Raw genomic sequence first — 25,196 nt, forward strand, 5'->3', positions numbered from 1 at the left:
AGATCCGGCTGCCAAAACCCTCATTCTATCATGCAGGCGCGCAGCGACCAGTAGCGTAATGTGATGTCGGACGCACCTTCGAATCGCACCCGGGCCGGATGGTCAGGAAAATAGCGGCTGCTCATCACCCCTTCACCGTGGTTGATGAAAATTTCGACGCTGGAGCGGTCGCACAGAACGCGTAAATGACGAACCTCACCCTGCCAGTAGCGGGTCAATGTTTCACCGGTTTTCAGGCTCGCGCGTTCAAGGCGTAAACCCTGCTCATCGACCGTGAGGCGCAGCGCGCCTGCGAAATCGACATTCACCTGCGACGCGCCCAGCTCAAACTCCAGGCGCGTCGCGTCCAGTTCCGGCGCCTCGCTGGCGCGCCCCTGCCAGCGCTGCTCATCTTCACGCAGCGCCGCCAGCTCGCGCGCCGGGGTCTGCCAGAGCCTGCCGTCGCGATAGCGGAGTTCGCGCGGGCAGGTCATCTGGTGCATCCAGCCGTACGCCCGGGTTGGCTGAAGCATCTCTTCCCCGTCCGGTACGCCCATCCAGCCGATCAGAATGCGGCGTCCGTCTTCTGCTAACGTGGTTTGCGGGGCGTAGAACTCAAAGCCCGCGTCCAGCTCGTGCAGCTCGCCGTGATCGAATGCGGCGCTGGCATAGTCAAATGCCCCGCTCATCCAGTTGGCCGGATAGGTATTGAGGTAGCGATGCGGCTCGCGCGCCAGCCCCTGCGGGCAGCAGATCAGGACGTGCGTTCCGTCGAGGGCGAACAGATCCGGGCACTCCCACATATACCCCGCTTCCGTCAGGCCGTTGACGCCGTGACCAGCGATCTCCCCGCAGGACGTCCAGGCATGCAAATCGGCTGATTTAAACAGCAGCACCTTGCCGCGCTTTTGCACATCCTGCGCACCCAGCACCATGTACCACTCCCCGTCGTGCTGCCATACCTTCGGGTCACGCACGTGGCCGGTGTAGCCTTCCGGCAGCGCCAGCACCGGCCCCAGCTTCGTAAAGGTTCCGTCCGGCTGCTCCACGGCGAGGCACTGCCAGGCGGTGCGGCTGCCGTCATCAAACTTAACGTTGCCGGTGTAGCACAGCGTGAGAACGCCGTGGTTGTCCACGGCGCTACCGGAGTAGCAGCCGTTGCGGTCATACTCTTCGTCGGGCATCAGCGCCAGCGGCTCATGCTGCCAGTGCACCAGGTCAGCAGAGCTCCAGTGCCCCCAGCATTTAAAGCGATGCTCGCAGGCCAGCGGGTTCCACTGATAAAACAGGTGGTAGCGTCCGGCAAACCAGATAAACCCGTTCGGGTCGTTCATCAGCCCCGTCACCGGCGCGGGGTGCCACTGCGGATAATGGCTATCCGCCAGCGCCCGCGGTTGCTCTTTCATAACGGCCTGCAGGATCGCAGGCCAGCGGGAAAGTTGCGTCATTATTCAGAGTCCGTTTTATATTTCAGCAGCAGCGAGACGGTAAACGCCACGCCGAAGGCAATCACCATGCCGATAATATAGTTAAGGAGCGAGCTGGCCTGAACGATAGCCATGCCCGGAATGGCGGTCAGCCCGACGGCGGTCATGTAGACATGCACTGACACCACCCAGGCTCCGCCCGCCGCGCCGCCGATCAGCGCCGCGATAAACGGCTTCACGAAGCGCAGGTTGATACCAAAAATGGCCGCTTCGGTAATGCCCAGCATCGCAGAAAACGCCGACGGTAAGGTAATGGCTTTGATTTTCGCGTCTTTGGTTTTGAACCACACCGCCAGACAGGCGCCGCCCTGCGCCACGTTCGCCATGGCCCAGATCGGCAGGAGGAAGTTCACGCCAATCGACGGGTTACCCAGCAGTCCGGCTTCAATCGCGTGGAAGCTGTGGTGAATACCGGTGATCACAATCACCGAGTACAGCCCACCGAACAGCAGCCCGGCCAGCCAGCCCGCGTGTTCAATCAGCGTGCTCAGAATAAAGGATATGCCGTCGCCCAGCGCGCGCCCTGCCGGGCCGATAATCAGCAAGGCGATGAAGCCAGAGATAACGACGGTAAGGAACGGCGTCAAAATCAGATCCAGGGCGTCCGGGATCGCGCGGCGCAGGTTTTTCTCGACGATGCTCATAAACCAGACGGCCAGCAGCACCGGAAATACCGTGCCCTGGTAGCCAATCATCGCGATCTCAAGGCCGAAGAAGTTCATGGTGTGGAAGCCGGAGGCCACGCCCCAGGCGTTAGTCAGCGCCGGGTGGGTCAGAATGCCGCCCAGCGTCGCGCCCAGATACGGGTTCCCGCCAAATTCCCGCGCCGCGGTAAAGCCGATCAGGATTGGCAGAATGATAAACGCCGCCGAGCTGCACATGTCCAGCATGATGTAGAGGGCGTTATCCGCATTGACCCAGCCGTAGGTTTTCACCATGCCGAGCAGGCCCATCAGCAGGCCGGACGCCACAATCGCGGGAATGATCGGGACAAAGATATTGGAAAGCAAACGCGCAATGCGCTGGAACGGGTTCAGCTTGCGCGCCGCGATATCCGCCGCTTCAGACTTGCTGGACTCGCTAATCCCCGCCACCTGAATAAACGCGGCGTAGACCTTATTCACCACGCCCGTGCCGAAAATGACCTGCATCTGCCCGGCGTTATGAAAACAGCCCTTCACGCCCTCGACCTTGCCAATCGCCTGCCGATCGGCAAGCGCGTCATCGACCAGCACCAGACGAAGACGCGTAGCGCAGTGCGCAGCGCTGGCGATATTTTCCTTGCCGCCCAGCAGCGGAATAAGCTCGCGGGCGATTTGATTAACATCCATAGATACCTCTGCCTGACTTCTTTTTATGATGTGCGAAACGCCCCCGCCGGGCGGGAGCGTGATGGGTCAAAACCAGGTTTCCATCTGGACCCCAAAGTTCCATTCCCCGCCGGCGTTGAAGCCGCTGCTGCCAAAGGCATCATCGCTGGCGTAATTATCCAGTTTGCTGCTCCAGTCCATCCAGGTGGCAAACAGGCGCAGCTCCGGGCGGCTGAAGAAATCGCCGATTTTGCTCGCTTTTAACGTTGGCGCAAAGGTCAGCTTGTAGAAACTGCCATTAACGGCGTTCCGGTCCTTATAGCCTTCCGGATGTAAATCCATGTACTGATAGCTTCCCTCAAACGCCAGCGCGAAGTTCTGGGTCACCTCTTTAATCAGGCGGGTGTTGAGCGTCACCCACTCATAGCTGTCGCCCTTGACGTAGCGATCTTTGCTGCTCTGCGCCAGCACGGCAGGCGCGATACTCCAGCCACCGCCAACAGGCGTGACACCGTAACTTGCGAAGCGCCAGGTATCGGCATCAGACAGCAGCGCCCCGTCGGAACCGATGCTCTTAACTTCTGCACCCAGGCCGTGACCGTACAGCAGCGCCGTTTTGGCACTCCCTTCCCGCAGGCCGTAGAAGCTCTCGTTGTGCAGCCCCACCAGGGCATGAACGCCGTTATTGGCCGCGTCGGTTTTGATGAGATCGCCGTTAGCGTCCTTACGATCGTCGTTATCCTTCGCCCGCAGGCCGCTCACCATCACCTGCAGCGGCCCGGCGAAGTGGTTCATGCTGAGGATGTAGTTCTGAACGTTATTGTCGGTCTGCTCCACGCTGCCGAAGTTGCGGCCGTAGATCGAGAAGTTGCTGCGCAGCGAGTCGTTCCACTTCACGTCGTAGACGCCGCCGCCGGTACCGGCCAGGAATACCACGTCGGAATCCAGCCAGTGAATGTCAAAGTTGTCGCGGTCGAAGCGTTTACCCGCCCAAAAGGTGCTGCCCTTCAGCGCGCCGGTAAAATCAGGCAGGTTACCCAGCTCCGCAAAGGCCTGGCGAATATTGAGATCGCTGGTATCGGCTGACCAGTCGTTATAGGTTCGCTGACCGTCGGCCAGCATCGCCTTGAAGCGCGTGGTCGCCCCGTTATCCAGGGTTTGCTTGTGCTCCAGGTTCAGCTCGACGTAGGTGTCGGCTTCGTTACCCAGACGCCCTACCGCACCGCCGGTTTCCCCGGCTGGCGTCAGGTACGGGCCGCTTTTGCTGCTGGAGGCGGCATCGTTCATCAGCAGGCCGGAACGGGCGTAGCCGTGGAACTCAAATCCGCTACTCAGATCCGCTTTTTTCTCCAGCGCGGCGGTACGCTGCGCCACCGCCTGGGTTGTGGTTTGCGTCTGCTGCTGGGCGGCGACCAGCTGCTGCGTTTTTTGTTCGGCTTCGGTGGCGCGTTTTTCGGCGACCTGCGCACGCGCTTCAGCAGCCTGAAGGCGCTGCTCCATCGCGGCAAGGCGCGCTTCGATACTTGTTATATCCGTCTGGGCAAAAACAGAGGTACTGCCGGCCAGCATGCCTATCATCACGGCAAGTCTGCGTTTTTTATACATTTTGTCGCATCCCTAAAAGTATTAATCGAACGTGCTAAATTGCTAAACCGGTTTAGGCTGCTGATACTAAACCCGGGAATTTTGGATCGGCAATCTTTTTTGCTAAACCGATTTAGTAAGTGTGATCGAGGCGACAATTCAGGCCGCCGGACGGCGGCCAGTGAAGGAAGGATTACAGGTCGTGCTGCCAGGGCAACGCGGTCATCGCCCCCTTTGCCGTGGTGGCTAACGCGCCACAGCGCTGGGCTAAGGCGATTGCCGGGACCAGCTCCTGACTGGCGGCCAGCCCGTAGAGCAGCCCGGCGACGAAGGCATCGCCCGCGCCAGTGGTATCGACACATTGCACAGGGGTAGCCGGATAGTGTTTCACCGCGCCCTCATGCCAGGCGATAACGCCCTCTTTTCCCTGGGTGACCAGCACCAGGCGCGCCGGGCAGCGCTGCATCAGCGTGTTCAGACATTCTCGTACATCCGCATCGCCGGTTAAAAATGCCAGTTCCTCAACGGAGAGCTTGACCACGTCGGCGCTTTGCAGGGCCTGTTGCAGGCAGCGACGCAGCGCGTTCTCATCCGGCCAGAGATCCGGGCGAATATTGGGGTCGAAGCTCACGTAGCCGCCCGCCTTTCGGATGGCGTCCATCGCCTGAAAGGTCGCCGAGCGGCTCGGCTCTGCGCTTAGCGCGATGGAACAGACGTGCAGCCACTCGCCCGCGCTGAAGGTCGGCAGGTCGGCGGGTTCAAGAAACAGATCGGCGCTCGGGCGCACCATGAAGGTAAACGAGCGTTCGCCGTGGTCGTCCAGATCCACCACCACCGTAGAGGTGCGGTGCGCCGGGTCAAGGCGCATATGCTTCACGTCGACCCGCTCGTCAGCGAGCGTTTTCGCCATAAAGCGCCCGAAAGGATCGTCGCCAACCCTGCCGATAAACGCGCTTTTGCCCCCCAGCCGGGCAATGCCCACCGCGACGTTTGCCGGTGCGCCACCGGGGCACTGCAGTAATTTCCCTTCGCCATCGGGCAATAAATCCACCACCGCATCGCCAAGTACCCAGATTTTTTCCATGTGATCCTCTTAGCTAAACTATGTTAAACCGTTTTAGCTATTTAAGCACAGGCAGGGAAAAGGGGAAATAACGCGGGAGGAAAATTGCCTAACGCTTCAGATGCGGCCAGCGAATATCGCCAACGCCGTTAAGCTGCGGACGGGCAAACAGGAAGCCCTGGAAGCGGCGGATCCCGGCAGATTCGAGCCAGCACCACTCCTCTATTTTCTCGATCCCTTCGGCCACCAGGGTAATTTCAAGATCGGAGCAGCAGCTGATGATGGATCGCACAATCGCCTGCTTCGGGCCGCTGAGGTGGATATCGCTGATGATTTCGCGGTCGATTTTGATTTTATCCGGCTGGAAGCGGGTCAACAGCGAAAGCCCGGCATAGCCCGAGCCAAAATCATCGATCGCCAGGCCTACCCCCTCACCGCGAAGCCGCTTGATGGCGCTGTTAAACTGGTTGAACCCGGAGATCATCTCGTTTTCAGTAACTTCAATGACCACCTGCTCCGGCTGAAGGCCATGTTTTTTAATCTCATCGACCAGAAATTCCACCGCGCCAGGGACATTCACCAGTGACATGGGCAGCAGGTTTACCGCGATTTTATGGCTACCAATGCCCAGCTTTTCCGCCAGCGCGAAGGCATACGCTTTCGTCTGGAGATCGACTTCATAGATTTTCGCCGGGTCCAGGGAGCTGAAGAAATGTTCCGGGCTGCCGCCGTCATTGCTACGGATAAGCGCCTCAAGGGAGCTGATTTTCCCTTCCGAGGGCTCGACAATTGGCTGCAGCGCAAACTGGCAGGTTTGCCCGGCAATCAGGCCCAGATGTTCGCCAAAGGGTAGCGCTTCGGTCGAGAGCGTCCATTTGTCCGAGGTGTAACGCGTCCCCGACGGGGCCGGACGTTTACCGGTTATAAAGGTCTGAATAAATTTGAACACCCGATCGTCGGAGGTCAAATAGCTGTCCAGCTTGCTGTAGCGCAGCACCGACTGCAGCACCTCTTTCGGCGACTGCGTCTGCAGATCGAACAGCAGCATCCCGACGTTTTCGAAGCGTCTGCGCGGACCGTAATCCCGCATCAGTTCCACCACCCCACTGTGCCGCTTGTCCTCACGGATGGTGTGGAACAGTTTGACCACACTCTCTTCCGACCCTTCGAGGATCTGCAATACGTCATTCCCTTTTGCCAGGAGGACGCCGGTAATATCCAGTTTTGTGTTGCGGCCTCTGGCGCGCTCCACCAGCTCCCGCAGTTCTGTGGACGGGCGGGATAAATTCAACTGGCTTCGGTAGATCAGCGTCGTCAGCACAAAAAGGGGTTCCAATGATGATGAGAGGTGCCTTGAAGCTACTATGTAACATACTTAATCAATGCGACCTAACATATTCACGCCACAAGGGAACATTACTTTTCCCCATCGCCAATCCTGCTGTCGATCCTCTCCTGCATATAGTCGTAAAACGGGTTCGAGGTGACCCGCATCAGCGCCTCTTTTCCGACGCTCAACACGGACGTTTCTCCCCACAGCGCAATTGTCCCCAGGCTTATCCCGTAGCGGTTTTTCACCCCAGGCTCACGGCCATAGAGATCGTCATCCGGCGGGAACGGCACGGCGATATGCGACAAGGAATAGACATCCTGCGGCCAGGTCTGCACAAGCGGCACAACCGTCTCCCGCGTGCTGCCTGCTGGCGTTGTTTTCGCCACCGTCGAGAAACTGTGTGCGTCCGCATTGGTAATAATCGTGACACCGTAACGTCTCTGCGCAACCGGCAGCAGCGCCGAGGTTGCCGTCCAAGACGACGGCTTGAACAGCGGACGGAAGCTGGCCGCCTGGTTGATATCAAACACCACCAGCTCGCTGCCGTTTGCCGGAAGCTGGTCAAACAGGCCGGTCACCACCGCGCGGGTGCTGACCGTAGAATCCATCACCGACTGGAACGCCAGGATCGGCGGCAAATTCGCCAGCCTGTTCTCCCGCGCCTCGCGGCCAATCTGCTCCTGCAGGGCCTTCGTCAGCAGCCACGACTGGCGGGCGGCGTTCACCGGGAACGAGTTGTATTTATACGGATTATATTCCGGGGAGATATTCAGCCACGCCGCTTTGGCAAACGCCGGCAGCAGCGCTGGTAGCCCCGCAAAACCGGCAAACCGCGCAAAGGCCGTCACGCCGATCATTGGTGAGAGCAGGATTACCTGCTGTGGTCGACGAAGCGCAGAGGAATCCAGCGCATCGAGAGCATATTTCATCGCCAGCGCCCCGCCGTTGGAGTACCCCACCAGATGCAGCGGCACGTTATCCCCCGTCAGGCGCGTGGCTTCCCGCACGGCAAGACGCGTCGCCGCGAGCCACATCTCCCAGTCAACGTCGGTCAGCGCGCCGGGCGCGGTGCCGTGTCCGGGCAGGCGCGGAACCACGGCCACAAAGCCGTGCTGCTGATAATTTTCGGCAAGGTGCCTGACGCTGTAAGGCGAGTCCGTCAGTCCGTGCAGCAATACCACCGCGCCACGAGGTTTTCCTGCTGGCATCAGCACAAACGAACGGTTGGCATCGGGCGTGAACTGTCCCGGCCAAACCAGGCTCTGGCGATAATAGCGGTTTAGCGGCGTTTGTTCCTCGCCCGCTGTTTTCGCCGTCACCGCCCTATCAAGCTCGGCGAAAATGGCGTTTTCCCGGGCAACATACCCGGCAAAGTTGGTGTTATCGAGTTCACGCACGGACATCTCGTCCGACCGCCAGGTGTGCCAGAGGTGCAAGTCCGGCCCCTGCTGCGAAAGATAGACCCGCACCGCCAGCAGGACGACCAGGACGATCCCCACGACCATCCCTGTTTTCTTTGCCAGCGCCGCCAGGCGCACGCTGATTCGCCAGGGCAAATTCGCCATGCCGGGATCCCTTTTATGTTCACTGTCCTTTTATCTTATCAAAAATGTGAACGGACTGACGTATTCACCAAATTCATACCTGCCGCGTCAGCCGCTGCACCAAAAGTGAGCTACGCTGCACAAATGTTGATCATTGGTTAACTAAATATTGCGTGAAATTAACAGCACGGCGGGTTTTTACCTCACCGTGAACATGGCACGCGTCGTGCATTGTTAACCCGGTAACAAAAATCCAGCTTTTGACAGCCTGTTAACAGCGAGGCGGTATGACGACGAAACCCGAGATGTTGAGCCGTATCGAAGCGACGTTCAGCCAGCTCACTCCCAGCGAAAAGCGGGTCGGGAGCTGGCTGCTGGCGCACGCCGCGCAAATCCCGTTTGAAACCGCGGAAAGCGTCGGGCTGGCGAGCGGGACCAGCGGGATCACCGTCGGACGCTTCCTGCGCAAGCTGGGGTATCGCAACCTGGAAGATGTCAAAAAGAGCCTGCGCGATCCGTATCAGCCCTGGGGCATGAACGAGCGGCTGGACTCCTGGCAGCAGCAGCGTCCCCTCCCCAACCGCCTTCAGCATGCCCTGTCGCTGGAGGTGGACGCCATTACGCAGGTGTATCAGCTGGCGCAAACGGATGCCTTCCGTCAGGTGGTGCACAACCTGGCCCACGCCGACGCGGTGTTTGTGCTGGGGATCCAGTCCACGCGCGGGATCGCCAACGCCTTCTTCAGCCATCTCGAGTACCTTCGCCCGCGCGTGAGCTATTCCGAAGGCGCGTCCGGCAGCTGGGTGGAATCCCTCAACTCCGGGTTTTCGCACCCTTACGTTGTGCTGACCGATACGCGAACCTACTCCACGATGGCCCGCCAGTACTGCCGCGTGGCGAGCGAAAAAGGGATCCCGCTGGCCTTAATCACCGACATCTGGTGCCCGTGGGCGCGGGATTACCCGATGGATTTACTGCAGGTGAAAACCGATACCGGTCATTTCTGGGACTCGCTTGCCCCCGTGAGCTGTCTGTTCAACCTGCTGCTGTCGGGCGTAGTGGAAGCGCTGGGTGATGCGCTCCCGACGCGTCTGGCGGTAAACCGACAATTACAACAAGAGTTTGGTCAATTCGAACGCTAAAGGAGCGGAGCTATGCCCGATGAGAGTGAACTGATTGACGTGGCGAAGACGTTTCCCACGCTGCATATCGATCTGAAGTACGCCACCGCCGACAACATCACCGGCAGGCCGATCTATCAGGAGGCGCTGTGCCTGCTGCATACCGACGCCGCCACCGCGCTGGCAAAAGCCATCAGCATTGCCGCCCTGGCCGGGCTGAAGCTGGTGGTGTATGACGCCTACCGGCCACAGCAGGCGCAGGCCCAGCTGTGGGACGCCTGCCCGAACCCGGAGTATGTGGTCGATGTGGCAATTGGCTCCAATCACAGCCGCGGTACGGCCATCGACGTCACGCTGATGGACGAGCATAACAGCGTGCTGGATATGGGCGCCGGTTTTGACGAAATGCATGACCGTTCGCATCCCTATCACCCTTCCGTACCCCCGCACGCCCAGCGCAACCGTCTGCTGCTGAACGCCATCATGTTCGGCGGCGGTTTTGTGGGGATTAGCAGTGAGTGGTGGCACTTCGAACTGCCGAACGCCGCCAGCTACCCGCTGCTTGATGACCGTTTTGCCTGTTTTCCCCTGACGCACACCTCTCTTTAACCTGGAGTACTGCCATGAAAACATCGCTTCTCACGACTCTGATTGCCGCCACGCTGGCGTTGAGCGCCCCGCTGGCGCTGGCCGCCGTCCCGAAAGACATGCTGGCGATCGGTAAAGCCGCCGACCCGCAAACGCTCGACCCTGCCATCACCATCGATAACAACGACTGGACCGTCACCTATCCGTCCTACCAGCGTCTGGTCAAGTACAAGCCCGGCTCTACCGAGGTGGAGGGCGATCTGTCGACGGGCTGGAAGGCGTCCGACGACCAGAAAGAGTGGACCTTTACCCTGACGGATAACGCCAAATTCTCCGACGGCACGCCGGTCACCGCCGAAGCGGTCAAACTCTCCTTTGAGCGCCTGCTCAAGCTCGGCCAGGGGCCGTCTGAAGCCTTCCCGAAAGATCTGAAAATTGATGCCGTCGATGACCACACGGTGAAATTCACCCTCAGCCAGCCGTTCGCGCCTTTCCTCTACACGCTGGCAAACGACGGGGCGTCCATCATTAACCCGGCTGTGCTGAAGGCCAATGCCGCGGACGACGCGCGCGGTTTTCTGGCGCAAAACACCGCCGGTTCCGGGCCGTTTATGCTGAAGAGCTGGCAGAAAGGCCAGCAGTTGATCCTGGTGCCGAACCCTCACTGGTCGGGCGACAAGCCGCACTTTAAGCGCGTCTCGGTTAAAATTATCGGTGAAAGCGCCTCGCGCCGACTGCAGCTTTCCCGCGGCGATCTGGACATTGCCGACTCCCTGCCGGTCGATCAGCTTGCGGCCCTGAAGCAGGAAGGCAAAGTCGCCGTCGCGGAATATCCCTCCCTGCGCGTGACCTATCTCTATCTCAACAACAGCAAAGCGCCGCTCAATCAGGTGGATTTACGCCGGGCCATCTCCTGGGCGACGGACTATCAGGGAATGGTAAAAGGTATTCTGAGCGGCAACGGCAAGCAGATGCGCGGCCCGATCCCGGAAGGCATGTGGGGCTTTGACGCCGCGGCAATGCAGTACAGCTTCGACGAGGCCAAAGCCAAAGCGGCGCTGGAGAAGGTCAAAGACAAACCCGCCAGCCTGACCTTCCTTTACTCGGACAACGATCCGAACTGGGAGCCTATCGCCCTCTCCACTCAGGCGAGCCTTGGCAAGATCGGCATTAACGTCAAGCTGGAGAAACTGGCCAATGCCACCATGCGCGACCGCGTCGGAAAAGGCGATTACGACATTGCCATCGGCAACTGGAGCCCGGACTTTGCCGACCCATACATGTTCATGAACTACTGGTTCGAATCGGACAAAAAAGGGCTGCCGGGCAACCGATCGTTCTATGAGAACAAAGAGGTGGATTCGCTGCTGCAGGCCGCGCTGAAAACCACCGACCAGGCGGAACGCACCAAAGATTACCAGCAGGCGCAAAAGGTGGTGATTGACGAAGCGGCCTACGTCTATCTGTTCCAGAAGAACTACCAGTTGGCGATGAACAAAGAGGTCAAAGGCTTCACCTTTAATCCGATGCTCGAGCAGGTGTTCAACATCGCCACCATGAGTAAATAACGGTTCTCGCCGGGGGAAAGCGTATGACGTTCTGGAGCATCGTGCGCCAGCGCTGCTGGGGGTTACTCCTGGTGGTGGCCGGTGTCTGTATTATTACCTTTATTATTTCACACATGATCCCCGGCGACCCGGCGCGTCTGCTGGCGGGCGATCGCGCCAGCGACGAAATCGTGCAGAACATTCGCCAGCAGCTGGGGCTGGATCGGCCGCTGTATGTGCAGTTTGGCCGCTACGTGGATGCCCTGGCCCACGGTGATTTAGGCACATCCATCCGTACCGGACGCCCGGTTGCGGAAGATCTGAAGGCCTTTTTCCCCGCCACGCTGGAGCTGGCCTTTTGTTCTTTGCTGCTGGCGCTGGTTATCGGCGTGCCGCTGGGGATTTTGTCGGCGGTGTACCGCAACCGCTGGCTGGATCACCTGGTGCGTTTAATGGCGATGACCGGGATTTCCACGCCTGCATTCTGGCTTGGGCTGGGCGTGATTGTCCTGTTCTACGGGCACCTGCAGCTTCTGCCGGGCGGCGGCAGGCTGGACGACTGGCTCGATCCGCCGACGCACATCACCGGATTTTATCTGCTGGACGCCCTGCTGGAAGGCAACGGTGAAGTCTTTTTCAACGCGCTGCAGCACCTGATTTTACCCTCGCTGACGCTGGCGTTTGTTCACCTGGGCATCGTGGCGCGCCAGGTGCGCTCGGCGATGCTGGAGCAGCTTAGCGAGGACTACATCCGCACCGCACGCGCCAGCGGGCTGCCCGGCTGGTACATCGTCCTGCGCTACGCCCTGCCGAATGCGATGATCCCGTCCATTACCGTGCTCGGACTGGCGCTGGGCGACCTGCTTTACGGCGCCGTCCTGACCGAAACCGTCTTTGCCTGGCCGGGTATGGGCGCCTGGGTGGTGACGTCCATTCAGGCGCTGGACTTCCCGGCGGTGATGGGCTTTGCCGTCGTCGTTTCGCTGGCCTACGTGCTGGTTAATCTGGTGGTCGATCTGCTTTACCTGTGGATTGACCCGCGAATCGGGCGCGGAGGTGCCGAATGATGTTAACGCAGGAAACGCCCGTCCCGGTGAAAACCGGCAGACAACGCATCAACTGGGCAAAGCTGTTCTGGATGCTGCGCCAAAGCCCGCTCACGATTGTCGGCGGCGTCATTATGATCGCGATGCTTTTGCTGATGGTGACCTCGCCGTGGATAGTGCCGCATGACCCGAACGCGCTGGACCTCACCGCCCGCCTGCAGGCCCCTTCTGCGCAACACTGGTTTGGCACCGATGAGGTGGGACGCGACCTGTTCAGCCGCGTGCTGACGGGCAGCCAGCAGTCGATTACCGCCGGGCTGGCGGTGGTGGTGATTGCGGGCGGCATTGGCTCGCTACTGGGCTGTTTGTCCGGCGTCCTGGGCGGGCGCGGCGACGCCGTCATCATGCGGGTGATGGACATTATGCTCTCCATTCCTTCTCTGGTGCTGACCATGGCGCTGGCCGCCGCGCTCGGTCCGAGCCTGTTTAACGCCATGCTGGCGATTGCGATTGTCCGCATACCGTTCTACGTGCGGCTGGCGCGCGGGCAAACCCTGGTGGTGCGTCAGTTCACCTACGTTCAGGCCGCCCGCACCTTTGGCGCGTCCCGCTGGCATTTGATCCGCTGGCATATCCTGCGCAACGCCCTGCCGCCGCTGATCGTGCAGGCATCGCTGGATATCGGCAGCGCCATTCTGATGGCCGCCACGCTGGGGTTTATTGGCCTGGGCGCGCAGCAGCCCACCGCCGAATGGGGCGCGATGGTGGCCGTGGGCCGTAACTACGTCCTGGACCAGTGGTGGTACTGCGCCTTTCCCGGTGCGGCGATTTTGATTACCGCCGTGGGCTTTAATCTGTTTGGCGACGGTATCCGCGATCTGCTGGATCCGAAGTCAGGAGGCAAACAGTAATGACCGAACCGGTACTCAATATTGAAGACCTGCACCTGAGCTTCCCGGTTTTTCGCGGAGAGGTTCATGCGCTGAACCACGTTTCGCTTGAGATCGGCAGGGGCGAAATTGTCGGCGTGGTGGGCGAATCAGGGTCGGGCAAATCCGTTACCGCCATGCTCGCCATGCGCCTGCTGCCAGAGGGCAGCTACCGTATTCATCACGGTCAGGTGAGATTACTCGGTGAAAACGTCCTGACGGCGTCCGAGAAACAGCTTCGCCAGTGGCGCGGCGCTAAAGTGGCGATGATTTTTCAGGAGCCCATGACCGCCCTCAACCCGACGCGGCGGATTGGCAAACAGATGGTGGAGGTGATCCGCCAGCATCAGCCGCGTTCCCGGCGCGAGGCGCATCAGAAGGCGATCGCCCTGCTGGAAGAGATGCAAATTCCGGACGCGAAGGAGGTCATGGCGCGTTATCCGTTTGAACTCTCCGGCGGCATGCGCCAGCGGGTGATGATCGCCCTTGCCTTCTCCTGCGAGCCGGAGCTGATCATCGCCGACGAGCCGACCACCGCGCTGGACGTGACCGTCCAGCTCCAGGTGCTGCGTTTACTGAAGCATAAGGCGAAGGCCAGCGGCACCTCGGTGCTGTTTATCAGCCATGATATGGCCGTAGTGTCCCAGCTCTGCGACAGAATGTACGTAATGTATGCGGGCAGCGTGATAGAGAGCGGCGCCACGCAAACGCTGATCCACCACCCTGTGCATCCCTATTCTATCGGCCTGCTGCGGTGCGCGCCGGAAAACGGCCAGCCGCGCGACCTGCTTCCCGCCATCCCCGGCACTGTGCCCAACCTCAGCCAGCTTCCGCAGGGGTGCGCTTTCCGCGATCGCTGCTTTGCCGCGGGGGCAAAATGCAGCGAAACGCCGCGCCTGCAGCCCCATGGCGCAGAGGGCCAACAGGCTGCCTGCTGGTATCCACAACGGGAGAAACACCATGTCTGATGTACTGCTGGAACTGGATAGCGTGCACGTGAACTTTGCGGCGCGCAAAAACTGGCTGGGCCGCGTGACGGAACGGGTCCATGCGCTCAACGGGCTGGATCTCCAGATCCGTCGGGGCGAAACGCTGGGCGTTGTCGGGGAATCCGGCTGTGGGAAAAGCACGCTGGCGCAGCTGCTGATGGGGATGCTTAAACCCAGCACCGGCGCATGCCAGCGTGCCCACCACGCGGGCGGCATGCAGATGGTGTTTCAGGATCCGCTCTCCTCGCTCGACCCACGATTGCCGGTCTGGCGCATCATTACCGAGCCGGTGTGGGTGCAAAAACGCAGCAGCGAGCGCGAGCGCCGTCAGCTGGCGGCAGATCTGGCGCTGCAGGTGGGCATTCGCCCGGAATATCTTGACCGCCTTCCACACGCCTTCTCCGGCGGGCAGCGCCAGCGCATTGCCATCGCCCGGGCGCTTTCGTCCGACCCGGATATCATCGTGCTCGATGAACCCACCAGCGCGCTGGATATCTCCGTGCAGGCGCAAATCCTCAACCTGCTGGTGACGCTACAGCAGCAGCGTAATCTGACTTACGTACTGATCTCGCATAACGTCTCGGTGGTCAGACACATGAGCGACCGCGTGGCGGTGATGTATCTCGGACAGATTGTGGAGCTGGGCAGCACCGCGCAGGTACTTGGCGAACCGCGCCACCCCTATACCCGCCTGCTGCTCGATTCGGTGCCCCGCACCGGAGAGCCGCTGGATGAAACGCTGGCGTTACGCAAAACGGAGCTTCCCGGCAACCGTCACCTGCCCGAAGGCTGTTTTTTCCGCGACCGCTGCCCGATGGCCGCGCAGGGGTGCGAACGTCCTCAGCCGCTACAGCCCTCTCGCGAGGGCCGTCACGTTCGCTGCTGGCGCAGCCTGGGTTAAATTTGCGCCATCCCGCCGTCCACAAACAGCTCGGTGGCGTTGATAAAGCTGGCCGCGTCGGAGGCCAGAAACGCCACCGCTTTACCCACCTCGCCCGGCGCACCTAAACGTCCGAGCGGCACCTGCGCGGCCAGCGCGTCGTACAGCCCCTGGCGGTGTTCTTCCGGCACCAGGTCCCCTAAACCAGGCGTTTTGATTGGGCCCGGGCTTACGACATTGACGCGGATCCCACGGCCCTGCAAATCCAGCGCCCAGGAGCGGGCAAAGTTACGCACCGCGGCCTTACTGGCGCTGTAGACGCTAAAGTTAGCCGTCCCCTTAACCGACACCGTCGAGCCGGTCAGAATGATCGACGAGCCGGTTGATAACAGCGGCAGCGCCTTCTGCACCGTGAACAGCACCCCGCGAACGTTGGTGCCAAAAATCCGGTCAAACTGTTCTTCGGTGATCGCGCCCAGCGGCAGCATATCGCCGCCACCCGCATTGGCGAACAGAATATCGAGACGGCCTTCTTCTTTTGCTATCCGGGCATAAACCGCATCCAGATCGGCAAGCTTAGAGACGTCCGCGCGAATGCCCACTGCGTCAGAAGCAATCTCTTCTACCGCGGCGTCAAGTTCGGCCTGACGACGCCCGGTGATGTACACCTTCGCGCCCTGTGCCGCCAGCTCCTGCGCCGTGGCAAGACCAATACCGGTGCTGCCGCCGGTGACCAGTGCAATTTTTCCTGAGAGAGTCGTGTTCATGTCATTTACCTTTTTGTGTTTGCGTTGGACAGACTTTATCCCTTGCGACATTTATGAAAAATGGGCAAAAATGAAAATGACTATTCACCTATGGAAATAATCAGAGGTCATCATGGATCAGCTAATGGCGATGCGCGCCTTCACGCGGGTGGTGGAATCCGGCAGCTTTACCCGCGCGGCGGACTCGCTGAATATGCCGATCGCCACGCTGAGCAAACTGGTTAAATCCCTTGAGGCGCACCTGGCGATACGTCTCCTTCACCGGACGACTCGTCGGGTGGTCACGACGCCTGAAGGGCTGGAATACTATGAAAAAGCGCGCCGGGTGCTGATTGATATCGAAGATATCGACACCTCGTTTCGCGTTTCCCGCGCGACGCCCAAGGGACATTTGCGGGTTGACGTGGGCGGTTCCACCGCACGGGACGTGCTCATCCCCCTGCTGCCGGATTTTATGCAGCGCTACCCGGATATCCGTATCGATCTTGGCGTGGCCGATCGTCCGGTCGATCTTATCAGCGGTAACGTAGACTGCGTGATCCGCGGCGGCCCGCTGAACGATTCAACGCTTATCGCCCGTCATCTCGGTGACGCTCAGATGGTCACCTGCGCGACGCCGGGTTACCTTAAAAACCACGGCGTTCCGGCCTATCCGCAGGAGCTGCGCAACGGCCACAAGCTTGTTAGTTATCTCTCTCCCGTCACCGGGCGGCCGTTTCCGTTTCGCTTCCGGCAGAACGGCGAGGCGCTGGAAATCACTCTTCCGCACTATCTCGGCGTCAATGAAAGTAACGCTCATCTGGCGGCTGCCGCGGCGGGTCTGGGGATCGTTCAAACTTTTGAGTATTCAGCAAAGACCTATTTGCAGACGGGAGCGCTGGTGGCGATTCTGGGTGACTGGCAGCCTGCCGCGTACCCGTTTCACGTGGTCTACCCGCAGAACCGGCATTTGACCCACAGACTGAAGGTGTTTATCGCCTGGCTGGCGGAGGTGTTCCCCGCCGCGCTGAAGGGATAGCCGGGCGCAAACCCGGCGGGAAGTTAATTTAGCTTATAGTCCAGGGTGATCTCGGCTTTCAGAAGCTGTGAAACCGGACAGCCCGCTTTGGCTTTCTGAATAATGCCGTCAAACTGCTGTGGCGCAATGCCCGGTACGGTGACCTTACTTTGCAGCGCAACCTTAGTGATGGCAAATCCGCCGTCGGTTTTATCCAGAGAGACGTCCGCGGTGGTATCAATAGAGTCAGCGGTATAGCCCGCTTCGCCCAGCATCAGCGACAGCGCCATCGAAAAACAGGCCGCATGTGCCGCACCGATGAGCTCTTCCGGGTTGGTCCCCTTTTCACCCTCAAAGCGGGTGTTAAAGCCGTAAGGCTGTTGGTTGAGAACGCCGCTCTCGGTGGAAACCGTTCCTTTCCCGCGCTTAATGTCGCCAGACCAGTGTGCCGAACCGTGCTTATGAATCGTCATTCTTGCTCTCCTTTTGGCTTACAAAGGGTTAAGTATAGACTATGCATCTGACACGCCCTGGAACACAGACGATTCCGTGCCTTTCACCTGCTGTACCGACCACAAGGATAATGATATGACGCAAAAAATCAGGATGGCCGTCGCGGTAGCCACGCTGGCTCTCTCTCTTTCTTTACTGGCCAAAACGCCGGAAAACTTTATCTATACCAGCTCAGGCGACCTCGACGCGGCGCTCCCGCTGGTTGCGCGTGGCGACATCGGCGGCGTGCAGATCGTGTACAACTGGCGCCAGCTTGAACCCGAGAAGGACAGCTATGACTTCTCGCGGATTGAGCAGGATCTGGCGCGTCTTAAGGCCGCCCGGAAAAAACTCTTTATTCAGATCCAGGATCGTTTCTTTGAGACGGACGCCCGCTACGTTCCGGACTATCTGATGCACGATAAGCAATACAGCGGCGGGATTGCGCCGCAGTTTGATAACCCCGGCGAGGGCAAACCTGTCGGCGCGGGATGGGTAGCGCGTCAGTGGGACCCCACGGTGCGCCAGCGCTACCAGGCACTGCTGGCAGCGCTCGCAAAACGCTTTGATGGCGAGGTATATGGCGTAAACCTGCCTGAAACCGCGATTGATATTGACGAGAAAAATCCGCCAGCCGGCTTCACCTGCGACAGCTATTTCGCGGGTGAGATGGAAAATCTGGCCTTTGCGCGCAAGGTTTTTCAGAAATCACATGTGGTGCAGTACGTTAACTTCTGGCCGTGCGAGTGGGATAACGACCACAACTATATGGGGCGTCTTTTTGCGTATGCCAGCGCCAACAATATCGGCCTGGGCGGGCCGGACATTGTGCCCAACCGCAAGGCGCACATGAAGAATGCCTATCCCTTCTTCCATAAAAATAAACAGGTGCTGCCGCTCATCGCCATGGCGGTTCAGGAGCCGACTCTGACCTATAAGGATCCTCAGACCGGAAAACCGTTCACCAAAGCCGAGTTTGTCCGCTTCGGCGAAAATTATCTCGGGGCCGATATTATTTTCTGGAGCACGGCCTCTCCCTGGCTAAAGGCAAAATAATCGCCCCTCAGGCAAGGTGGCGGGACAGTTCGTCAAGAAACACGCGCAGCGCGGCAGGCTGGTATTCCCGTGACTGATAAATGCCGTGGATGGCAAGCGATTTCGGCTCCAGCGACGCCAGTACCGGCACCAGTAATCCCTGCTCAAGCGCGGCGCGCGCTTCGCGCTTCGGCAGCATGGCGATGCCGCAGTGCTCGATCGCCGCGTTCATGAGCAGTGAAGAGATACTGGCGCTCAAGTTGCCGCTGACGGCCACGCTCAGGCTTTCGCCTTCCGGGGTCAGGAAGTGCCAGGACTGCCCGGCGAAAAAGCTGTAGTGCAGGCAGTTATGCTGCGCCAGTTCTTCGGGGCTGACGGGCGTGCCGTGCTGTGCCAGATACGCCGGCGAGGCGCAGAGCACCGATCGACATTCCCCCAGCCGGCGGGCGATCATGCCGGGCTCCGGGTTATCGGTAATGCGCACGGCGACGTCAATGCGCTCTCCCACCAGGCTGACCGGATGGTTGTTCACGTCCAGCTCAATGCGCAGCTGCGGGTAGCGCGAGAGCAGGCCGGGCAGGACCGGCGCAATCAGGTGCATGGCGGTAAAGTGCGCGCAGGCTACCCGCAGCGTGCCGGACGGCAGATCTTTTTCCGACTGACCTTCGATTTCCTGCGAGATCTGCGAGAGAGTCCGCGTTTTTTGCAGCACCTTTTCCCCTGCCGCCGTCAGCGTCAACTTGCGCGTGGAGCGGTTTACCAGCCGCGTCCCCGCCCACTTCTCCATTTGTTCAAGGTAACGGCTCACCATCGGCCGGGAAATGCCCAGCGCGCGGGCCGCCGCGCTCAGGCTTCCCAGCTCGCATATCCGGTTATAGACCTGAGCGGCAATAACGCGATCCATATAAGCTCCATCTGCTCGATTTATGAAACTAAGCATGTCTTGTTTCAGGAATTCTGGCAAATGAGAATATCCGTACAATAGAGACATTCCTGAACAACAGAGACAACAGCATGAAACTCCCCCATATTGCCCTGCTTTCCACCCTTTTCGCTCCGGCCGTTTTTGCCGCGCCGTTGACGATTGATACCTATAACCCGCAGGATAAAGGCATTTTCGCGGTCTCTTCCACGCTCGTTTCCGGTCCGAAAGAGGCGGTGCTGTTTGACGCGCAGTTCAGCGTGAAGGATGGCGAAGCGCTGGTAGAGAAAATTCGCCGCAGCGGTAAAACGTTGAATAAGATTGTGATCACCTCCGGCGATCCGGATTTCTATTTTGGCCTGCAGCCGCTGGTGAAGGCCTTCCCGAATGCCAAAGTGGTGGCCACGCAGCAGGTGGTTGACCATATTAAGGCCACCAAAGACGCCAAGCTCGCCTTCTGGGGCCCGCAGATGAAAGACGGCGCGCCAACTGAACTGGTGGTGCCGCAGGTGCTCGCCTCCACCACCTTTATGATTGACGGGGAAAAGGTCGATATCGAGCAGCCGGACAGCTACGCGGCCTACGTGTGGATCCCGTCCGTGAAAACCATCCTCGGCGGCACCGGGGTCTCCTGGGGGATTCACGTCTGGACGGCTGATACCCAGACGCCGGCTCGCCGTCAGCAGTGGCAGCAGACCCTGGACAACATGGCCGCGCACAAGCCGGAACGCGTGATCCCAGGCCACTATCTGGGCACACCACCGTCCGGAACCGGGGCTATTGATTTTACCCGTGGCTATCTGCAGCATTTTGAACAGGCGTTATCGGCACATAAAAACTCTGCGGGCGTCATCGGTGCAGTGAAAAAACAGTATCCGGATCTGGCAGAAGAGAGCTCTCTGGAATTAAGCGCAAAAGTGAATACCGGCGAAATAAAGTGGTAATTTAAAAACGGCTCCTGCTATATTCCCGCGATAGCAGGAGCACCGCCATAATATCCGCACTGCCTCACGCCAATATATCCCTCCGTTTTAAAAACGCATAAAAGCATGCACTTATGTCATTTTTATTTCTAAGATGAATCTGAGACACAACCGGGGAAATATTTGCCATTCTGTTTATGAATTAAATTTTTTGCGAGCCGTACCATTAAACAGACAACGACACGGAGGCAGCATGTTTACTTATTACCCGGCTAATACCACAGCAGCACAACCTGAACTCGTTAACGCGATTGCGCAGGGTCTTCACGCTGAGCACGGTGCTGTGACTGAAGATGACATTTTAATGGAACTGACCAAGTGGGTGGAATCCACGGATAATGACATCCTCAGTGACATCTACCAGCAGACCATTAACTACGTCGTCAGCGGGCAAAGCGCACCTTTGTAAAAACCTGCTAAGCTGGATCTGCAACCTAAGGGGTTACATTTCGTTTGCGAAAGCAAACTGGTCCTTAAAACTATCAACAGGATTGAGGAGTTAACATGAAATCGAACCGTCAGGCACGCCACATTCTGGGACTGAACTACAAGCTTTCTAATCAGCGTAAAGTGGTGATTGAAGGCGACCACGAAACGCAAGTCACTCACGCCACCGGCAGAAAACGCCACGCGGGCAAGTAAGTTCCCGACTGAGATCCAGAACACCATCGGCAAAACCGATGGTGTTTTTGTTTATGTGTTGCGGTAATTAATATTTAGCTCCTTTATAATACCGCCCGACCGCACCCCGTAGCACAGGCCAGAAAGATGACAAACAGCAGTGTCAGGGACGGATCTTCAAAAAAAGAGTGAGTGACATGGACAACAAACTGAAAAAACATCGTTCCTTATACATCCCATACGCCGGCCCGGTTTTACTCGAATTCCCCCTGCTCAACAAAGGCAGCGCCTTCAGCATGGAAGAGCGCAGCAGCTTTAACCTGCTTGGCCTGCTGCCGGAAGTGGTTGAAACCATTGAAGAGCAGGCGGAGCGCGCGTGGATCCAGTATCAGGGCTTCAAAACCGAGATCGACAAACACATCTACCTGCGCAACATCCAGGACACCAACGAAACCCTCTTCTATCGCCTGGTGCAAAACCATCTCGAAGAGATGATGCCGGTGATCTACACCCCAACGGTGGGTGCGGCGTGCGAACGCTTCTCTGAGATCTACCGTCGCTCACGCGGCGTCTTTATCTCTTATCAGAACCGTCACAACATGGACGACATTCTGCAGAACGTGCCGAACCACAATATTAAAGTGATTGTGGTGACGGACGGGGAACGTATTCTCGGCCTCGGCGACCAGGGCATTGGCGGGATGGGGATCCCAATCGGTAAACTCTCTCTCTACACCGCCTGCGGCGGCATCAGCCCGGCGTACACCCTGCCGGTGGTGCTGGATGTCGGCACCAACAACCAGCAACTGTTGAACGATCCGCTGTACATGGGCTGGCGTCATCCGCGCATTACCGACGACGAGTACTATCAGTTTGTCGACGATTTCATTCAGGCCGTGAAGCACCGCTGGCCGGACGTTCTGCTGCAGTTTGAAGACTTTGCGCAGAAAAACGCGATGCCGCTGCTGAACCGCTATCGCGATGAGATCTGCTCCTTTAACGACGACATCCAGGGCACCGCAGCGGTGACCGTGGGCACGCTTATCGCCGCCAGCCGCGCGGCCGGCAGCCAGCTGAGCTACCAGAAAATCGTCTTCCTGGGCGCAGGCTCTGCGGGCTGCGGCATCGCCGAGCAGATTATTGCCCAGACGCAGCGCGAAGGCTTAAGCGAAGAGCTGGCCCGCTCCCGCGTCTTCATGGTTGACCGTTTCGGCCTGCTGACCGACGGTATGCCGAACCTGCTGCCGTTCCAGACCAAGCTGGTGCAGAAGCGCGAGAACCTGAAGAACTGGGACACCGACAACGAAGTGCTCTCCCTGCTGGACGTGGTGCGCAACGTGAAGCCGGATATTCTGATCGGCGTTTCCGGGCAAACCGGTCTCTTCACCGAAGAGATTATTCGCGAGATGCACAAGCACTGCGAGCGCCCTATCGTGATGCCGCTGTCTAACCCGACTTCCCGCGTGGAAGCGACGCCACAGGACATCATCGCCTGGACCGAAGGTAACGCGCTGGTTGCCACCGGCAGCCCGTTCGATCCGGTGGTATGGAAGGATAAAACCTATCCGATCGCCCAGTGCAACAACTCCTATATCTTCCCGGGCATTGGTCTGGGCGTGATCGCCTCCGGCGCGTCCCGCATTACCGATGAGATGCTGATGTCAGCGAGCGAAACCCTTGCGGGCTATTCGCCGCTGGTCAACAACGGCGAAGGGCTGGTGCTGCCGGAACTGAAGGACATTCACAAGGTGTCGCGCGCTATCGCGTTTGCGGTGGGTAAAATGGCGCAGCAGCAGGGCGTGGCGGTGAAAACCTCTGCCGACGCGCTGCAGCAGGCTATTGATGATAACTTCTGGATGCCGGAATACCGCAGCTATCGCCGTACCTCGATTTAATTCTGCGCCCGAACCGATCCTCTCCTCATTGGGGAGAGGGTTAGGATGATGGGCAACAGACCGCACCATCGAATATCCGCTAGCCAAACACCTTTTCCCCCGCTACACTCCTTTCATCCATTAACCCACTGAATATATAAGGAGGCCAATTATGCTGTATCGTGAAATTTTCAATGTTTCACATACATTTGGTGATCGCACCAGCTCAAGCGTTATCGGTATCGTGCTGCGATAACTTCTGCTTGAGCGAAGACATCAACCCCTGAAATCCCTTCTCTCGGGCTTACTGAGTTATCGTCAGCGATGTTTGACGAGGCATAAACATGCCTGTAACTCTTGGGTAAGCAACAATGAGCACTTTACTCACTGCACAATCTTTACGCGTTGATACGGCGTTTGGCACGCTCTTCGACTCACTCTCCTTTACGCTGAAAAAAGGCGACCGCATCGGCCTGCTGGGCGACAACGGCTGCGGCAAAAGTACGCTTTTGAAGGTGCTGGACGGAACAGATATCCCAGCCGCCGGAACGGTAGCGCTGGCCGGACACTGCCTGATGGCGCGCGTGGAGCAACATCTCCCGGACGCCATTTTCCCGCTGACCATGCTGGATGCCGTACTCGCGCAACTGCCTTTAGCTGAGCACGACAGCCTGCGCTGGAAAGCTGAAACGCTGCTGGCGAGCATGGGCTTCACGCCGCAGGATATGACGCTGCAATCCGCCACCCTGAGTGGCGGACAGCACACCCGCCTGCTGCTGGCGCGGGCGTTGATTCACGAGCCGGATCTGCTCCTGCTGGATGAACCTAGCAACCACCTGGATCTGCCGACCATGCTCTGGCTGGAACACTTTTTACAGAACTGGTCAGGCAGCTTCGTGCTGGTTTCGCACGACAGACAGCTGCTGGATGCCGTCACAAACGGCAGCTGGATCCTGCGTGATAAGACGCTGCACTACTTTGCCCTTCCCTGCACGGCCGCCCGTAAAGCGCTTGCAGCAAAAGACGAAAGCGATGCGCAGCGCCACAAGGCGGAGCAAAAGGAGATCGACCGCGTGACCGCCAGCGCGAAGCGGCTGGCGACCTGGGGTAAGGTTTACGACAACGAAGACCTGGCCCGCAAAGCCAAACAGATGGAAAAACAGGTCGAACGGCTGAAGGAGAGCCAGACGGAAGTGACGGCAGGCAGCCAGTGGACGTTAACCCTGCGCGGCGACGCGCTGCGGGCGGACCGTCTGCTGGAGATGGAAAACCTCAGCGTCCCGCCTGCCCCCGGGCTACCGCCGCTGTTTAACATCGAAACGGCGCGGCTGAAAAGCGGCGATCGCGTGGCAATTGTCGGTCGTAACGGCTGCGGTAAATCGTCGCTGATGAAGCTTATCTGGCGACATTTTGTGGATGAACCGACGGACTGCGGGCTGAAAATCCATCCGCGCGTCTCGCCTGGCTACTACGACCAGACGCTGCATCAGCTGCCGGATGACGCCACGCTGCTCGACGCGCTGGAACCTTTCGCTCCCGACCCGCAAAACAGGAAGATGGCGCTCATCAGCGCCGGGTTCCCGTGGGCGAGACACGGGCAAAAAGTCAGCACGCTCAGCGGCGGCGAGCGCTCTCGCCTGCTGTTCGTCGGGCTGACGCTTGCCCGCTACAGCCTGCTGATGCTGGATGAGCCCACCAACCATCTCGACATGGAAGGCAAAGAGGCACTGGCGGAAACGCTGCAACAGTTCGAAGGCGGCGTGCTGCTGGTCAGCCACGATCGCCAGTTAATTAGCCAAAGCTGTAACCGTTTCTGGCTGATTGAGGACGGCTGGCTGAGCGAGTGGCACGATGCTGAAGCCGTGTTTGAGCGGCTGCGTGAAAGCGCGGGGCTCGGGACATCCGCCGCGCCCGTCGTCACCGCTGAGGAGGTTCAACCCTCGCGGTATGACGATCTGCTGGAGCGGCTGATCGCGCTGGAAACGCTGCTGGAAGACGATCTGGCGCGTAAGCCGAAACATCAGAAGCCGCAGCTGCAGGCGCAATGGCGTAGAGAAATTGAGGAGATTGAAGCCCAGCTGTAAATCTGCGCCCGGCGAGCACCT

General features: G+C 59.0%; 23 protein-coding genes. 14 read left to right on the forward strand and 9 right to left on the reverse strand.

Translation table 11 applies throughout. The annotated features are described in order from the left end of the window. Positions 1-20: 20 nt before the first annotated feature. From ACMGGH_RS17095 to ACMGGH_RS17120, 6 genes are all read right to left on the reverse strand, one after another. A complete protein-coding gene (locus ACMGGH_RS17095; protein WP_232948275.1) occupies positions 21-1,427 on the reverse strand; it encodes a sucrose-6-phosphate hydrolase in 1,407 nt (468 codons plus the stop codon). Next, a complete protein-coding gene (locus tag ACMGGH_RS17100; protein ID WP_063942435.1) occupies positions 1,427-2,797 on the reverse strand; it encodes a sucrose-specific PTS transporter subunit IIBC in 1,371 nt (456 codons plus the stop codon). The genes ACMGGH_RS17095 and ACMGGH_RS17100 overlap by 1 nt, the downstream gene beginning before the upstream one ends. A gap of 66 nt (positions 2,798-2,863) precedes the next feature. Then, positions 2,864-4,381 (reverse strand): carbohydrate porin, encoded by a 1,518-nt coding sequence (locus ACMGGH_RS17105; protein WP_232948276.1) that lies wholly within the window; start codon positions 4,379-4,381, stop codon positions 2,864-2,866. Between the two features lie 172 nt (positions 4,382-4,553). Then, entirely contained in the window at positions 4,554-5,444 is an 891-nt protein-coding gene (locus ACMGGH_RS17110; RefSeq protein WP_232948277.1) for an aminoimidazole riboside kinase, read from the reverse strand. 88 nt (positions 5,445-5,532) lie between these two features. Then, a complete protein-coding gene (locus ACMGGH_RS17115) occupies positions 5,533-6,744 on the reverse strand; it encodes a diguanylate phosphodiesterase (RefSeq protein ID WP_063154149.1) in 1,212 nt (403 codons plus the stop codon). A gap of 95 nt (positions 6,745-6,839) precedes the next feature. Next, positions 6,840-8,321, reverse strand: a complete 1,482-nt coding sequence (locus ACMGGH_RS17120) for an alpha/beta hydrolase (protein ID WP_232948278.1) — start codon at positions 8,319-8,321, stop codon at positions 6,840-6,842. A 266-nt stretch (positions 8,322-8,587) separates the two neighbouring features. Between ACMGGH_RS17120 and ACMGGH_RS17125 the strand changes: the two genes are divergently transcribed. The 7 genes from ACMGGH_RS17125 to ACMGGH_RS17155 are packed head-to-tail and all read left to right on the forward strand — an operon-like array spanning position 8,588 to position 15,421. Continuing rightward, on the forward strand, positions 8,588-9,442 hold the full coding sequence (locus ACMGGH_RS17125; protein WP_045260565.1) for a MurR/RpiR family transcriptional regulator: 855 nt from the start codon (positions 8,588-8,590) through the stop codon (positions 9,440-9,442). 12 nt (positions 9,443-9,454) lie between these two features. Then, positions 9,455-10,030, forward strand: a complete 576-nt coding sequence (ddpX, locus tag ACMGGH_RS17130) for a D-alanyl-D-alanine dipeptidase (protein ID WP_028013222.1) — start codon at positions 9,455-9,457, stop codon at positions 10,028-10,030. Positions 10,031-10,044: 14 nt separating this feature from the next. Continuing rightward, positions 10,045-11,577: an ABC transporter substrate-binding protein gene (locus ACMGGH_RS17135; protein ID WP_028013223.1), complete on the forward strand. Its 1,533-nt coding sequence runs from the start codon at positions 10,045-10,047 to the stop codon at positions 11,575-11,577. 23 nt (positions 11,578-11,600) lie between these two features. After that, positions 11,601-12,623 (forward strand): ABC transporter permease, encoded by a 1,023-nt coding sequence (locus ACMGGH_RS17140; protein ID WP_028013224.1) that lies wholly within the window; start codon positions 11,601-11,603, stop codon positions 12,621-12,623. Continuing rightward, positions 12,620-13,513, forward strand: coding sequence for a D,D-dipeptide ABC transporter permease (gene ddpC / locus ACMGGH_RS17145; RefSeq protein ID WP_028013225.1), 894 nt, complete (start codon positions 12,620-12,622; stop codon positions 13,511-13,513). Before ACMGGH_RS17140 ends, ddpC begins: the two co-directional genes overlap by 4 nt. Continuing rightward, positions 13,513-14,499 (forward strand): ABC transporter ATP-binding protein, encoded by a 987-nt coding sequence (locus ACMGGH_RS17150; protein ID WP_232948279.1) that lies wholly within the window; start codon positions 13,513-13,515, stop codon positions 14,497-14,499. The genes ddpC and ACMGGH_RS17150 overlap by 1 nt, the downstream gene beginning before the upstream one ends. Continuing rightward, positions 14,492-15,421 (forward strand): oligopeptide/dipeptide ABC transporter ATP-binding protein, encoded by a 930-nt coding sequence (locus ACMGGH_RS17155; RefSeq protein WP_126325961.1) that lies wholly within the window; start codon positions 14,492-14,494, stop codon positions 15,419-15,421. The genes ACMGGH_RS17150 and ACMGGH_RS17155 overlap by 8 nt, the downstream gene beginning before the upstream one ends. Here ACMGGH_RS17155 and ACMGGH_RS17160 read toward each other — a convergent pair. Next, entirely contained in the window at positions 15,418-16,167 is a 750-nt protein-coding gene (locus ACMGGH_RS17160; protein WP_153655840.1) for an SDR family NAD(P)-dependent oxidoreductase, read from the reverse strand. The genes ACMGGH_RS17155 and ACMGGH_RS17160 overlap by 4 nt on opposite strands. 112 nt (positions 16,168-16,279) lie before the next feature. Here ACMGGH_RS17160 and ACMGGH_RS17165 point away from each other — a divergent pair, with 112 nt between their 5' ends. Beyond that, positions 16,280-17,185: a LysR family transcriptional regulator gene (locus tag ACMGGH_RS17165; protein ID WP_047368602.1), complete on the forward strand. Its 906-nt coding sequence runs from the start codon at positions 16,280-16,282 to the stop codon at positions 17,183-17,185. 23 nt (positions 17,186-17,208) lie between these two features. Here the strand turns inward: ACMGGH_RS17165 and ACMGGH_RS17170 are convergent, their stop codons facing one another. Then, on the reverse strand, positions 17,209-17,637 hold the full coding sequence (locus ACMGGH_RS17170; RefSeq protein WP_028013230.1) for an OsmC family protein: 429 nt from the start codon (positions 17,635-17,637) through the stop codon (positions 17,209-17,211). 115 nt (positions 17,638-17,752) lie between these two features. On the opposite strand from ACMGGH_RS17170, the gene ACMGGH_RS17175 reads away from it, so the two are divergent. Continuing rightward, positions 17,753-18,712 (forward strand): hypothetical protein, encoded by a 960-nt coding sequence (locus ACMGGH_RS17175; protein WP_232948280.1) that lies wholly within the window; start codon positions 17,753-17,755, stop codon positions 18,710-18,712. Positions 18,713-18,719: 7 nt separating this feature from the next. Here ACMGGH_RS17175 and ACMGGH_RS17180 read toward each other — a convergent pair whose 3' ends face one another. After that, a complete protein-coding gene (locus ACMGGH_RS17180) occupies positions 18,720-19,595 on the reverse strand; it encodes a LysR family transcriptional regulator (protein ID WP_232948281.1) in 876 nt (291 codons plus the stop codon). Between the two features lie 110 nt (positions 19,596-19,705). On the opposite strand from ACMGGH_RS17180, the gene ACMGGH_RS17185 reads away from it, so the two are divergent. From ACMGGH_RS17185 to ACMGGH_RS17205, 5 genes are all read left to right on the forward strand, one after another. After that, on the forward strand, positions 19,706-20,557 hold the full coding sequence (locus ACMGGH_RS17185) for a Vmh family MBL fold metallo-hydrolase (RefSeq protein WP_232948282.1): 852 nt from the start codon (positions 19,706-19,708) through the stop codon (positions 20,555-20,557). A 232-nt stretch (positions 20,558-20,789) separates the two neighbouring features. Then, positions 20,790-21,005, forward strand: a complete 216-nt coding sequence (gene bdm / locus ACMGGH_RS17190; protein ID WP_028013234.1) for a biofilm-dependent modulation protein — start codon at positions 20,790-20,792, stop codon at positions 21,003-21,005. A 95-nt stretch (positions 21,006-21,100) separates the two neighbouring features. Beyond that, positions 21,101-21,238, forward strand: a complete 138-nt coding sequence (sra, locus tag ACMGGH_RS17195; protein ID WP_008501714.1) for a stationary-phase-induced ribosome-associated protein — start codon at positions 21,101-21,103, stop codon at positions 21,236-21,238. A gap of 176 nt (positions 21,239-21,414) precedes the next feature. Then, entirely contained in the window at positions 21,415-23,112 is a 1,698-nt protein-coding gene (locus ACMGGH_RS17200; RefSeq protein WP_028013235.1) for an NAD-dependent malic enzyme, read from the forward strand. 350 nt (positions 23,113-23,462) lie between these two features. Further along, entirely contained in the window at positions 23,463-25,175 is a 1,713-nt protein-coding gene (locus tag ACMGGH_RS17205) for an ABC-F family ATP-binding cassette domain-containing protein (protein ID WP_232948283.1), read from the forward strand. The last annotated feature ends 21 nt before the right edge of the window (positions 25,176-25,196 follow it).

This window comes from Enterobacter sp. BNK-16 (assembly GCF_048684955.1).
In the GTDB taxonomy this organism is placed as follows: domain Bacteria; phylum Pseudomonadota; class Gammaproteobacteria; order Enterobacterales; family Enterobacteriaceae; genus Enterobacter; species Enterobacter bugandensis.